The following is an 11,703-nucleotide window of genomic DNA, read 5'->3' on the forward strand; positions in this document are numbered from 1 at the left end:
CGCGGGCTGCGGGGCGGGCTCGGGCTCGGCGGCCGGCCGGGAGGCGTCGGCGTGGGCGCCACCGGGCGCGCCCCGGCGCCGACGCCGCTGCGACGACGGCGCCTTGGTCCCGTAGCCGACGAGCACGTCGCCGCTGGTCTCGCTCTCCGGCTCGTCGCCGGGCGCCGCGGCCTCGCCACCGGGATCGGTGTCGATGACGATGATCGGCGTCCCGACGTCGACGGTCGCGCCCGGCTCCGCGAGCAGCTCGTGCACGACCCCCGCGTAGGGGCTGGGCAGCTCGACGAGTGACTTCGCGGTCTCGATCTCGACGATCGTCTGGTTGACGACGACCTCGTCGCCCGGGGCGACCTTCCACTCGACGATGTCGGCCTCGGTGAGGCCCTCGCCGACGTCGGGAAGCTTGAACGGCACGTAGGAAGGCATGTGTGCTGGGGGCTCCTTCGCCTCAGTACGAGAGCGCGGTGTCGACGGCGTCGAGCACGCGGTCCAGGTCCGGCAGGTACTCCTCCTCGATGTTGGCCACCGGGTACGGGGTGTGGAAGCCACCCACGCGCTGCACCGGCGCCTCGAGCGAGTAGAAGCACCTCTCGGTGACGGCGGCGGCGATCTCGGCGCCGACGCCGAGGAAGGTCGGGGCCTCGTGCACGACGACCAGCCGGCCCGTGCGCGTGACCGAGGCGACCAGGGTGTCGATGTCGAGCGGGGAGATCGCGCGCAGGTCGACCACCTCGACGCTGCGGCCCTCCTCGCCGGCGACGCGGGCCGCCGTCAGCGCCGTCCGGACGGTGGGCCCGTACGCGGCGATCGTGACGTCGTCACCCCGGGTGAGCACGCTCGCACGCTCGAGCAACGAGGCCTCCGGCCGCACGCCCTCGCCCGCGGGCAGAAGGCCGAGCGAGGACTCGTCCGCCGTCACGTCGACGTCGCCCTTGTCCCAGTAGCGGGCCTTCGGCTCGAAGAACAGCACCGGGTCGGGCGAGGCGATCGCCTGCTGGATCAGGACGAACGCGTCCGCCGGCGTCGACGGCGTGACGACCCGCAGGCCCGCGGTGTGGGCGAACAGGGCCTCCGGCGACTCGCTGTGGTGCTCGACGGCGCCGATGCCGCCGCCGTAGGGGACGCGGATGACGACCGGCACCTGCACACGCCCGCCGCTGCGGTAGTGCACCTTGGCGAGCTGCGTGGTGATCTGGTCGAACGCGGGGAAGATGAAGCCGTCGAACTGGATCTCGCAGACCGGGCGGTAGCCGGCGAAGGCGAGCCCGATCGCGGTGCCGACGATGCCCGACTCGGCGAGCGGGGTGTCGACGACCCGGTCCTCGCCGAAGTCCTTCTGCAGCGCGTCGGTCACCCGGAACACGCCGCCGAGGGGGCCGACGTCCTCCCCCATGACCATCACCTTGGGGTCGCGCTCCATCGCGCGACGCAGCCCGAGATTGATCGCCTTGGCGAGCGTGAGCCGTTCGGTCACCGCACGACCTCCGTCTCGAAGGAGTCCTTGTAGTCGCGGAACCACGCGCGCTCGCGCTCGACCTGGGCGTGCGGGGTGGCGTAGACGTGGTCGAACATCGACTCGGCGGGCGGGTGCTCCAGCGACCGGCAGTAGGCGCGGGCGTCCTCGCCGAGCCGGTCCGCCTCGGCCTCGACGGCGTCGAAGAAGTCCGAGCCGGTGCCCAGCTGCTCGAGGTGGTTGCGCAGCCGCGCGATCGGGTCGCGCTGGCGCCACATGTCCTCCTCGGCGCGGCTGCGGTAGCGCGTCGGGTCGTCGGAGGTGGTGTGGGCGCCCATGCGGTAGGTGACCGCCTCGATGAACGTGGGGCCGCCGCCGGAGTGGGCTCGCTCGAGCGCCTCGGCCATCACCGCGTAGCTGGCGATGACGTCGTTGCCGTCCACCCGGACCGACGGGATGCCGAAGCCGGTGCCGCGGTGCACCAGCGGGATGCGGCTCTGCTTGGCGGTGGGCACCGAGATCGCCCACTGGTTGTTCTGGCAGAAGAAGACCACGGGGGCGCCCGCCGCGGCGGCGAACACCATCGCCTCGCTGACGTCGCCCTGCGAGGTGGCGCCGTCGCCGAAGTAGGTGACGGCGGCGCGGTCGCGGTCGGGGTCGCCGGTGCCGACGTCGCCGTCGCGCTGGATGCCCATGGCGTAGCCGGCGGCGTGCAGCGCGTGCGAGCCGATGACCAGGGTGGGCACGTTGTAGTTGTGCTCGCGGGCGTCCCAGCCGCCGTGCTCGCGGCCGCGGTAGAGCAGCAGCAGGCTGCGCATGTCGAGGCCGCGCACCCAAGCGACGCCGTGCTCGCGGTAGGACGGGAACACGAAGTCCTGCGGGCGCAGCGCGCGGGCGGAACCGACCTGCGCGGCCTCCTGGCCGAGGCACGGCGGCCACAGCCCGAGCTCGCCCTGGCGCTGCAGGGCCGTCGCCTCGACGTCGAAGCGGCGGGTCAGCGCCATGTCGCGGTAGAAGCCCTCGAGCGCCGCGCGGTCCAGGTGGTCCGCGCGGGCCGAGTACACCTCGTGGTGCACGCGCTCGCCGGTGGGCGAGAGCAGCTGTACGGGGTCGTCCGAGGGGTCGTGCCTGTCGACGTGGGGGGTCTCCCCACCTGTGTCGGTGGTGATCACTCCGGTCTCCTTCGAGGGGTGGTGAGGGTGACGGGATGTCGTACCTACGCCAGCGTAGGCTACGCCTGCGTAGGTTCTGTGTAGTTGTCGACGACGAGGTCACCTCGTCACCGTTGTAGGGATCCTCCAACTCCTGTCTCGTCGGCACCGTTGCCGCTCGAGGCGCCCCTCACCCACCGCTTCGTGAGCTCCAGGACGATGTCGTTGGCCTCGGGCTCACCGATGGTGACCCGTACGCCGTCTCCTGCAAAGGGTCGCACAGTCACACCCGCCGCGAGCGCGTCCGCGGCGAACGTCCCTGCCGCGTCGCCCAGCGGCAACCAGAAGAAGTTGCCCTGCGGGTCGCCGATGTCGTCCCAGCCCTGGGCGCGCAGCTCCCCCAGCACGCGCTCCCGCTCGGCGACGACGGCGGCGACTCGGGCGCCGACCGCGGCGTCCTGCTCGATCGCCGCGAGCGCGGCGGCCTGCGCGATCGCGTTGACGCCGAACGGCGTCGAGGCGGTGCGCAGCGTCCGGATCAGCCGTCGGCGGCCGACGGCGTAGCCGACCCGCAGCCCGGCGAGCCCGTAGGCCTTCGCGAACGTACGCAGGATGACGAGGTTCTTGTAGACCGGCAGCAGCGAGAACGCGTCGATCGGGTCCTCGGACCGGACGAAGTGCACGTACGCCTCGTCGAGCAGCACCATGACGTCGCTCGGCACCTTCTCGAGGAACGCGACGAGCTCGCTGTGGCTGATCGTCGCCCCGGTCGGGTTGTTGGGTGTGCACACGATGACCATGCGCGTGCGCTCGCCGATCGCGGCGGCCATCGCGTCGAGGTCGTGCCGCCCGTCGGCGGTGTTGGGCACCTGCACCGAGGTGCCGCCCGCGACCTGCACGAGGATCGGGTAGGCCTCGAACGAGCGCCACGCGTAGACGACCTCGTCCCCCGGCTCGCACATCGCCCGGATGATCAGCTCGGCCACCGCCACCGACCCGTTGCCCACGAGCACCCGGTCGGCGACCTGGTCGTGGTGCGCCGCGATCGCGTGGGTGAGGCGGTCGGCGTACATCTGCGGGTAGCGGTTGATGTCCTCGGCTGCGTCGGCGATCGCCGCGAGCACCGCGGGCAGCGGCGGGTAGGGCACCTCGTTGGAGGAGAGCTTGAAGACGCCGGGGCTCGCCCCGGACGCCCCCGGCACGTAGGCCGGCAGCGTCGACAGCGCCTCGCGCAGCCGAACCCCGGGCCGCTCCGGCTCCTGCGCCGGCTGCTGCACCTCGTCGAGCTCGGACGGCCCTGGGATGCCCATCACCATGGCCTCAGCATGCCACCCGCGGCCGCCTCGCGACCCGGGTGCGCGCCCCCGGCCTGCCGCGGGTGCGACCCCTACCCAGCCGCCCGGCCCGGGTGCGCACCGTGCCGTGCGACGGCGTGCGGTGGCAGGATCGGAGCATGCGATTCCTCGTGCGGGTGCTCATCAACGGGCTCGCGATCTGGCTGACGTCGTTGTGGCTCGACGGCGTGGACGTCGTCGCGGGCGACAGCGCCCCGGACACGGGCCGGTCGTGGCTCGACACCGCGATCGTCGTCGCCGTCGTCGCCCTGATCTTCACGGCGGTCAACGCGATCGTGAAGCCGATCGTGCAGGTGCTCGCGATCCCCTTCTACGTGCTCACGCTCGGGCTGTTCCACCTCGTCGTGAACGCGCTGATGCTGCTGCTGACCAGCTGGATCAGCGGCCTGACGAGCTTCGGCCTCGTCATCGACGGGTACTGGACCGCCCTGCTCGCCGCGCTGGTGATCTCGGTCATCGCGCTGGTGCTGTCGATCTTCCTGCCCGACAAGCGCAAGCGCAGCTAGTCCTCGGCGAGCTCCCTCACGAGGTCGGCGACCTCGGGCAGCGAGGACAGCCCGGCGAGGTCGTCGGCGTAGAGCGGGCTCGATGCCGGCGGCTCGTCCGCGAGCGGGGTGTCGATCGCGGCGCGCTCGGTGGCGGCCCAGATGCCGCGGCTGGTGTGCCACACCCACAGACCGGGCGGGTCGACGGCCGAGTCCTTCTCGGTGAGGAAGAGCAGCATCTCGCCCTCCGGGACGGCGGTCACCTCGCTGGTCCAGCCCTCGAACACCAGCACGTCGCCGGGCGCGACGTCACCGGTGATCACGTCGAGGACGACCAGCTCGATCTGCACGTACGCGGCGTCCGCCGCCAGCGGCCGCTCGCCGAGCACCTCGCCGAGCTCGCCGACGACCGTGACATCGGCGTCGTCGACGAGCTGGTCGAGCACGACGTCGGGCAGCGCGAAGTCCGCCGTCTCGTGGTGCTGCGTGACCTGCGCCCAGCCACCGTCCGGCTGCGCGGCGCACGACGCCGTCAGCACGACCGCGGCGGCACCCAGCGCCACGCCGCGTGCGACCCTGCTCCGCATCGCTTCCCCTCGCCTGCGTCGTGCCCCTTGGGCGGTGGGCGCTACGCACCGGCGCAGCGCCCTCCTCTCGAGTGTGTCGCGACCGCGGGCGATGCTGCGGGCGGCGCGCGAGGCCGGGGGCGCCGCTCATGACGCGCGGCTGCCCTGGTAGTAGGTGCTCTCGACGGTCGCGTCGGGGTCGAGGACCTGCTCGACGCCGCTGAAGAAGCCGTCGAGCGCGGCGGCGTCGGATGCGTCGACCAGACGCGCGGTGTCGAGGTAGGCGGGCGTGTCGTGGGAGGTGCCGAAGGCGCCCAGGTCGGGCACGTCGGGGTCGGTGGTGCCGCTCAACGTGCGCTCGACCGTCGTCCAGGCGTCGCCGACCGGGTTCGGTGCGTCGTCGAGCCCCGGCACCGGGTCCTCGACATGCTCGATGCTGAGCACCTCCGCGCCCGGCGGGGCGTCGAGCAGGCCGGTGGGCGCACCGAGGGTGAGGACGCCCGCGACGTCGACCTCCTCGGCGACCGCGTTGGCCGCGTTGACGGCGACCAGGCCGCCCTGGGAGTGCCCCGCGATCATCACCGGCTGGCCGGGGCGGATCCCCGCGAGCCGCATCGCCTGCACCACCACCGCCGTCGACGCCGTGGTCGCACCGAGCATCGCGCCGGGGTTGCTCGACCAGTCGAAGCCGTGGTCGGCGACGAGCGATCCCTGCGTGCCGGGCAGCAGCACGAGCCAGGACACCGCGCCGTCGGCCCCGGTGACGCGGTCGATGCGGATCGTGCCCGGCTCGACGTGGCCGTTGTCCGGGTAGAGGTCCTCGATCGCGGTCACGACGCCCGCGAGGTCGGAGACCGGCGCGTCCCCGCCGCTCGCGGCCACGGGGTCGACCTGCCGCACCTCGACGTCGTGGTCCACCCAGACGTCCACGGCGCCGGCGAGCACCCGGCCCACGGCCGGTACGCCCCGGTCGATCCCCGTGAACGCCCAGATCGTCTCGCGCAGCCCCATGCCGACCCCGTGCCGGGTGGGCAGCACCTGCCCGTGCAGCATGGCGTCCCGCGCGACCAGCCCCCACGCGATGCCGACGTGCGCCCACGGCAGCAGCAGGGGCAGCCGCAGCGGCGGTCGCGTGATGCGCCAGACCGTGCTCGCTGCGCGCGCCTCGGCGGCGTCGTACCGGTCGGCGGTCGCCTCCATCCGTGCCGCGAGGTCCAGCAGCTCGCCGACCTGCCGCTCGGCCTGACCCACCGCCAGCCAGGCGGCGCCAGCCGCCGCACCGCCGACGCCGGTGGTGAGGTGCGCCGTCGCTGACACGCCGGCGGCCGCGAGCCGTGCGGTCGCCGCGGCGGCGCGCACCCGCTCGGCCACGGTCCGCACCCGGCCCGCGCAGCGGCGGATGTCCGCGGTCGTGACCTCGAGCCGTGCGGTGCTGCCGATGCCGTGGCCCAGCACGACGAGCTCCTGCGCGGCCTGGTGGCTCGCGGTGCTGCTCGGCGAGCCGTCCGCGACCGGCGCGACCCCCGACCCGCTCACACCGCCGCCGTCCCGCCGGCGCCCAGGGCCGCCCGCACGGCCGCCAGCTCGACCTCGTGCACGTGGATGCGTGCCGCGGCTCCCCGCGCACCCGCCGCCGCGACCGCGAGCGCCGCGCTCGCGTGCTGCGCGCTGCGCTGGTAGGCCTCCGCGGCCCGGCCGGTCCAGTGCGCCGGCACCGCGGCAGCGATCTCCGCGACCAGCGCCTCGACCTCGGCCGCCGCCGCCGACATGGTCGCCGCGTGCCCCATCCCGCCTCCCTTCTCTCAGGGCCTCGACGGTAGGGAGGACGTGGCGGGGCAGTCGGCCCGCGGGGTGGGCTGCTGTGGACGGGCGTGCATCAACCTGCACTGTGGATACCTCTGCCCGTGCACCGACGTCGCCGGACGGTGTGACAATGGCCGACATGCCACAGAACTACTCGATCTGTGTCGTCTGCAGCGGGAACATCTGCCGGTCCCCGATCGGGGAGGCGATCCTCCGCGACGAGATCCGCAAGGCCGGGCTGGAGGACCGTGTGACGGTCTGCTCGGCCGGCACCGGCGGATGGCACGTGGGAGAGGCAGCCGACCACCGCGCAGCCCACGTCGCCCGCAGCCACGGCCTGGACATCGCCGAGCACCGCGCCGAGGTCTTCGACGCCGACCACCTGGAGGAGGTCGACCTGGTGCTGGCGTTCGACTCCGGCCACGTGGAGGCGCTGCGGCGGCTCGCGCGCGACGACGCCGATCTCGACAAGATCCGGCTGCTGCGCAGCTTCGACCCGGAGTCGGTCGCCGACGACGACCTCGAGGTCGCCGACCCCTACTACGGCGACAAGCGCGACTTCGAGATCGCCTACCAGCAGGTCGCCGCGGCCGCGCCGGGCGTCATCGCCTACGTCCGCGAGCAGCTCGCCACGCAGCCCGCGTGACGGCGTTCCGCAAGACCCGCTTCCCGCACCCCGACGCCGCCCTCTTCGAGGCGGCCGGGCTGCGGTGGCTGGCGGAGGTCGACGGCGGCGCCCGGGTGGCGCAGGTGCGTCACGTCGAGCCGGGGCTGCTGGAGCTCGAGCGCGTCGACGACGGCCGCGCCACCCCGGCCGCCGCTCGCGCCTTCGGGGCGGCGCTCGCGCGCACGCACGCCGCGGGAGCGCCCGGCTACGGGTTCGTCCCCGGTGACACGCCGCTGTTCATGGGCCGCCTCGCGCTGCCCGCTCCCGACCCCGCGCCGCGCTCCTGGGGCGAGTTCTACGCGACCGAACGGGTGCTGCCGTACCTGCGCCGCGCCGTCGAGCAGGGCCGGGTCGGCGGCGCGGGGCAGCGCACGATCGAGCGGGTCGTGGAGCGGCTGACGGACGGCGAGCTCGACCACCCGCAGCCCGCGCTCGTCGGCGACGGGGTCGCGCGGCTGCACGGCGACCTGTGGAACGGCAACGTGCTGTGGCCCTCCTCCGGCGAGGCGACGCTCATCGACCCCACCGCGCACGGCGGCCACGCCGAGACCGACCTCGCGATGCTCGCGCTGTTCGGCGCCCCGCACCTCGGCGAGATCCTCGCGGGCTACGACGAGACGTCCCCGCTCGCGCCGGGCTGGCAGGACCGCGTCGACCTGCACCAGCTCAATCCGCTGCTCGTGCACACGGTGCTGTTCGGCGGCTCCTACGCCGACGCCGCCGTCGCCGCGGCCGCCCCCTACGCCTGACCCGGTCCCACCGCACCGTGCAGCACCGCCCCACTCTCACCGCACTGTGCACCACGGCCCACTTTCACCGCACTTTGGAACACGGCCCGCTTTCACCGCACTTTGGAACACAGCCCGCTTTCACCGCACTTTGCAACACGGCCCGCTTTCACCGCACTTCTTGCCGCGTCCCCGTTTCACCGCACTTCCTGCCGCCGGTGACGCCCACCAGCACCAGCTGGTCCTGACCTAGGGTGCCCGCGTGACCGCTCTGCACCACATCGAGCTCTGGACGGCGGACCTCGCCACCGCTGAGCCGGCCTGGGACTGGCTGCTCACGACGCTGGGCTGGGTGCGTGACGCCGTCGACCCGGGATGGCCGCACGGGCGGATCTGGCGGCACGGCAGCGGCGTCTACCTCGTGCTCGAGGCGTCGACGGCGGTCGTCGGCGACCGGCACGACCGCCTCGCGCCCGGCCTCAACCACCTGGCCCTGCGGTGCCCCGACCGCGACACGCTCGACGCCGCGCGCGCCGAGGCCGACCGACACGGGTGGCGCGAGCTGTTCGCCGACCGCTACCCGCACGCGGGCGGCGCCGACCACACCGCGCTCTACCTCGAGAACGAGGAAGGCTTCGAGGTGGAGCTGGTCGTCGCCTAGGAGCCGGACGTGGCGCGGCCATCGCCTCACGCACCACGCGGCAAGAACTGCGGTGACATCGGGGCGCGGCAAGAGGTGCGGTGAGAGCGGGCCCTGTTCCAAAGTGCGGTGAAAGCGGGCCGTGTTCCAAAGTGCGGTGAAAGCGAGCCCTGTTCCAAAGTGCGGTGAAAGTGGGGTCGGTGGGCGGGTGACGGGGAGCGGCGGGAGCCTGGGAGGATGAGGCACGTGACCACGCGCATCTCGTTCGCCGACCTGGAACCGCCGATCGCCCTCGGGCCCCTCGACGGGCGGTACCGGGCCGCCGTGGCACCGCTGGTCGACCACCTGAGCGAGGCGGCGCTCAACCGTGCGCGGCTGCAGGTCGAGGTCGAGTGGCTCATCCACCTCACCTCGCACGGCGTGCTGCCGGGCGCCCCGACGCTGTCGGACGCCGAGGTCGCCTACCTGCGCGACGTCGTCGCGACCTTCGGGGCGGCGGAGATCGCCGAGCTCGCCGAGATCGAGGCGGAGACGCGCCACGACGTCAAGGCGATCGAGTACTTCCTCAAGCGGCGGCTCGCGCGCGCGGCCGAGGTGCTGGGCGAGGGCACGGCGCTGTCCGGCGTCGGCGAGATCGTGCACATCTTCTGCACGAGCGAGGACATCAACAACCTCTCCTACGCGCTGACGGTGCGCGACGCCGTCGGGCAGGTGTGGCTGCCCGCCGCGACCGGGCTCGTCGACGACCTCGCGGCGATGGCGCGCGCCAACGCCGAGGTGCCGATGCTGTCGCGCACGCACGGGCAGGCGGCGACCCCGACCACGCTCGGCAAGGAGCTCGCCGTCCTCGCGCACCGCCTGCGCCGCCAGCTGCGGCGCGTCGAGGGTGCACAGTTCCTCGGCAAGATCAACGGCGCCACCGGCACCTACGGCGCCCACACGATCTCGGTCCCGGGCGTCGACTGGGAGGCGGTCGCCCGCTCGTTCGTCGAGGGCCTCGGGCTCACCTGGAACCCGCTCACCACCCAGATCGAGAGCCACGACTGGCAGGCCGAGCTGTACGCCGACGTCGCGCGGTTCAACCGGGTCCTGCACAACCTCGCGACCGACGTGTGGACCTACATCTCGCTCGGCTACTTCGCGCAGCGGCTGTCCGCGCAGGGTTCGACCGGCTCCTCGACGATGCCGCACAAGGTCAACCCGATCCGTTTCGAGAACGCCGAGGCCAACCTCGAGATCTCCTGCGCGCTGCTCGACACGCTGTCGGCGACGCTCGTGACCTCGCGGCTGCAGCGCGACCTCACCGACTCCACGACGCAGCGCAACATCGGCGTCGCGTTCGGGCACTCGCTGCTCGCGATCGACAACGTCCGGCGCGGGCTCGCGGGTCTCGACGTCGACGCGGCCGCCATGGAGCGCGACCTCGACGGCAACTGGGAGGTGCTCGGCGAGGCGGTGCAGTCGGCGATGCGGGCGCTGCAGGTCGCCGGCGTCGAGGGCATGGCCGACCCCTACGAGCGCCTCAAGGAGCTCACGCGTGGTCGCCGGGTCGACGCCGAGGGCATGCGCACGTTCATCGCGGGCCTCGGGCTGCCCGACGACGTCCGCGCGCGTCTCATGGCGCTCACCCCCGCGGGCTACACGGGGATCGCCGCGCGCCTGGTGCGCCACCTGGACTGACCGGTCCCGGCACCGGGGCCGCGCCGCCGCTCGCCGAGCGCGGGCCCGGTTGCTCCCGGTCACGCGCGCAGCCGCGGCCCGACGCCCTCGGGGATCTCTCCGTGCAGGTGCGGCTCGTAGACCAGCTTGACGGTCCGCCCGTCGAGGATCGTGGTCTCGACCAGGTCGAGGTCGAGCTCGACGCCGCCGTGGAACAGCGCGGACCCGCCCGCACGCCCGGCGACGACCGGGAACACCATCACCTCGACCCGGTCGACGAGCCCCGCCGCCAGCAGCGCCCGGTTGAGGCTGATGCTGCCGTGGGAGCGCATCGGCACGTCGGTCGTGCGCTTGAGCCGCTCGACCGCGGTGACGGCGTCCTCGTCGAGCACCCTCGTGCGCGCCCAGCCGGGTGCGGCGGGGTCGATCGTGCTGGAGAAGACGATCTTCGGCGCCGCGGTCATGCTGTCGAAGTAGGGCTCGTCGTAGGTGGTGACGAAGCTGGCGAACTCGCGGTAGGTCGTCGCACCGAGCACCAGCACGTGGTCCTGGGCGAACGTCCGCACCCGGTCCTCGCGCAGCTCGGGCCCCTCCTTGCCCCAGTAGCCCGGCCAGCCCTCGGCCATGCCGTAGCCGTCCAGCGTGGAGAAGAAGTCGACGGTGAAGGTCGCGCTCATGGTCTGCTCCTCGGTCGGGACCGCCTCGTGGGGGCGGTCTCACGAGGTCCACGAACGAGGTCGGGCGGTTTCGACACGGTCCGCAGGATCAGCCCCGCGCGGTCACCAGCCAGGTCGCACATGGGACCCGCACGCCTCCGCGAGCAGGTCGGCGGTCTGGGCGTCCGCCACGACCACCCGCGCCGCGGGCACGCGCGTCTGGGCCGGCGCGAACGCGTGGTCGATCACCGGCTCGTTCGCGACCCAGCCGGAGGCGCCCTCGACCCAGCCCTGCCGCATCGTCTCGTTCGGTCCGGCCACGTCATCCCTCCCGGCGTCGGGGACTCGAGTCTGCCAGGCGGCGCTGGCACCGCGGTCCGGCCGACGCCTGTCCTGCCGCCTGAGGCGCTAGGTGTACTCGGTCAGCACGTTGGTGACAGTCGGCTGATCGGTGGCTTGCCTCCGCAGGCGGTGTGGGCTCGAGCGTAGTTGTAGTGCTTGAGCCATGGGGCCAGCGCGTCGGCTCGGGCGGTGTTCGAG

Annotated in this window: 14 protein-coding genes and 1 pseudogene; 5 read left to right on the forward strand and 10 right to left on the reverse strand. The window is 73.3% G+C overall.

Annotated elements, in window-relative coordinates; genetic code table 11:
* The 4 genes from GPA02_RS18495 to hisC all read right to left on the reverse strand — a co-directional run.
* Positions 1-426 (reverse strand): biotin/lipoyl-containing protein (locus tag GPA02_RS18495; RefSeq protein ID WP_338027542.1); only part of this gene is annotated, 426 nt, incomplete at its 3' end.
* A gap of 22 nt (positions 427-448) precedes the next feature.
* A complete protein-coding gene (locus GPA02_RS18500) occupies positions 449-1,420 on the reverse strand; it encodes an alpha-ketoacid dehydrogenase subunit beta (RefSeq protein ID WP_156201926.1) in 972 nt (323 codons plus the stop codon).
* A 50-nt stretch (positions 1,421-1,470) separates the two neighbouring features.
* Positions 1,471-2,622 (reverse strand): pyruvate dehydrogenase (acetyl-transferring) E1 component subunit alpha, encoded by a 1,152-nt coding sequence (gene pdhA / locus GPA02_RS18505; protein ID WP_420809375.1) that lies wholly within the window; start codon positions 2,620-2,622, stop codon positions 1,471-1,473.
* A 110-nt stretch (positions 2,623-2,732) separates the two neighbouring features.
* Positions 2,733-3,920: a histidinol-phosphate transaminase gene (gene hisC / locus GPA02_RS18510; RefSeq protein WP_240134144.1), complete on the reverse strand. Its 1,188-nt coding sequence runs from the start codon at positions 3,918-3,920 to the stop codon at positions 2,733-2,735.
* A 137-nt stretch (positions 3,921-4,057) separates the two neighbouring features.
* Between hisC and GPA02_RS18515 the strand changes: the two genes are divergently transcribed.
* A complete protein-coding gene (locus GPA02_RS18515) occupies positions 4,058-4,465 on the forward strand; it encodes a phage holin family protein (protein ID WP_156201919.1) in 408 nt (135 codons plus the stop codon).
* Here the strand turns inward: GPA02_RS18515 and GPA02_RS18520 are convergent.
* The 3 genes from GPA02_RS18520 to GPA02_RS18875 all read right to left on the reverse strand — a co-directional run bounded on the left by GPA02_RS18520 (position 4,462) and on the right by GPA02_RS18875 (position 6,797).
* Positions 4,462-5,031, reverse strand: coding sequence for a hypothetical protein (locus tag GPA02_RS18520; protein WP_156201920.1), 570 nt, complete (start codon positions 5,029-5,031; stop codon positions 4,462-4,464). The two genes, GPA02_RS18515 and GPA02_RS18520, sit on opposite strands and share 4 nt — an antisense overlap.
* Positions 5,032-5,157: 126 nt before the next feature.
* The gene (locus GPA02_RS18525) at positions 5,158-6,546 is read right to left on the reverse strand and encodes a type VII secretion target (protein ID WP_162457823.1); all 1,389 of its coding nucleotides are present in this window, start codon (positions 6,544-6,546) and stop codon (positions 5,158-5,160) included.
* Positions 6,543-6,797, reverse strand: a complete 255-nt coding sequence (locus tag GPA02_RS18875) for a hypothetical protein (RefSeq protein ID WP_162457824.1) — start codon at positions 6,795-6,797, stop codon at positions 6,543-6,545. The genes GPA02_RS18525 and GPA02_RS18875 overlap by 4 nt, the downstream gene beginning before the upstream one ends.
* A 146-nt stretch (positions 6,798-6,943) precedes the next feature.
* Between GPA02_RS18875 and GPA02_RS18530 the strand changes: the two genes are divergently transcribed.
* The 4 genes from GPA02_RS18530 to purB all read left to right on the forward strand — a co-directional run bounded on the left by GPA02_RS18530 (position 6,944) and on the right by purB (position 10,528).
* Positions 6,944-7,459 carry a low molecular weight protein-tyrosine-phosphatase gene (locus GPA02_RS18530; RefSeq protein ID WP_240134145.1) on the forward strand — a complete coding sequence of 172 codons (516 nt, stop codon included), beginning with the start codon at positions 6,944-6,946 and terminating at the stop codon, positions 7,457-7,459.
* A complete protein-coding gene (locus tag GPA02_RS18535) occupies positions 7,456-8,229 on the forward strand; it encodes a fructosamine kinase family protein (RefSeq protein WP_156201922.1) in 774 nt (257 codons plus the stop codon). Before GPA02_RS18530 ends, GPA02_RS18535 begins: the two co-directional genes overlap by 4 nt.
* A gap of 241 nt (positions 8,230-8,470) precedes the next feature.
* A complete protein-coding gene (locus GPA02_RS18540) occupies positions 8,471-8,869 on the forward strand; it encodes a VOC family protein (protein ID WP_240134146.1) in 399 nt (132 codons plus the stop codon).
* A 225-nt stretch (positions 8,870-9,094) separates the two neighbouring features.
* Positions 9,095-10,528, forward strand: coding sequence for an adenylosuccinate lyase (gene purB, locus GPA02_RS18545; protein WP_420809374.1), 1,434 nt, complete (start codon positions 9,095-9,097; stop codon positions 10,526-10,528).
* A 59-nt stretch (positions 10,529-10,587) separates the two neighbouring features.
* Here the strand turns inward: purB and GPA02_RS18550 are convergent, their stop codons facing one another.
* The 3 genes and pseudogenes from GPA02_RS18550 to GPA02_RS18560 all read right to left on the reverse strand — a co-directional run.
* Positions 10,588-11,184, reverse strand: coding sequence for a dihydrofolate reductase family protein (locus tag GPA02_RS18550; RefSeq protein ID WP_156201924.1), 597 nt, complete (start codon positions 11,182-11,184; stop codon positions 10,588-10,590).
* 102 nt (positions 11,185-11,286) lie between these two features.
* The gene (locus tag GPA02_RS18555; protein WP_156201925.1) at positions 11,287-11,484 is read right to left on the reverse strand and encodes a hypothetical protein; all 198 of its coding nucleotides are present in this window, start codon (positions 11,482-11,484) and stop codon (positions 11,287-11,289) included.
* A 101-nt stretch (positions 11,485-11,585) separates the two neighbouring features.
* Positions 11,586-11,703: pseudogene (locus tag GPA02_RS18560) on the reverse strand (IS481 family transposase); the annotation flags it as partial.

This window comes from Actinotalea caeni (genome assembly GCF_009733795.1).
GTDB classification, from domain to species: Bacteria; Actinomycetota; Actinomycetes; order Actinomycetales; family Beutenbergiaceae; genus Pseudactinotalea; species Pseudactinotalea caeni.

What these genes read in the sequence shown, in the direction of transcription:
- GPA02_RS18520 (WP_156201920.1), bottom strand. Translation starts at nt 5,031, where the DNA reads ATGCGGAGCAGGGTCGCACGCGGCGTGGCGCTGGGTGCCGCCGCGGTC.
- GPA02_RS18500 (WP_156201926.1), bottom strand. Translation starts at nt 1,420, where the DNA reads ATGGAGCGCGACCCCAAGGTGATGGTCATGGGGGAGGACGTCGGCCCC.
- GPA02_RS18515 (WP_156201919.1), top strand. Translation starts at nt 4,058, where the DNA reads ATGCGATTCCTCGTGCGGGTGCTCATCAACGGGCTCGCGATCTGGCTG.
- GPA02_RS18550 (WP_156201924.1), bottom strand. Translation starts at nt 11,184, where the DNA reads ATGAGCGCGACCTTCACCGTCGACTTCTTCTCCACGCTGGACGGCTAC.
- GPA02_RS18530 (WP_240134145.1), top strand. Translation starts at nt 6,944, where the DNA reads ATGGCCGACATGCCACAGAACTACTCGATCTGTGTCGTCTGCAGCGGG.
- GPA02_RS18875 (WP_162457824.1), bottom strand. Translation starts at nt 6,797, where the DNA reads ATGGGGCACGCGGCGACCATGTCGGCGGCGGCGGCCGAGGTCGAGGCG.
- hisC (WP_240134144.1), bottom strand. Translation starts at nt 3,920, where the DNA reads ATGGTGATGGGCATCCCAGGGCCGTCCGAGCTCGACGAGGTGCAGCAG.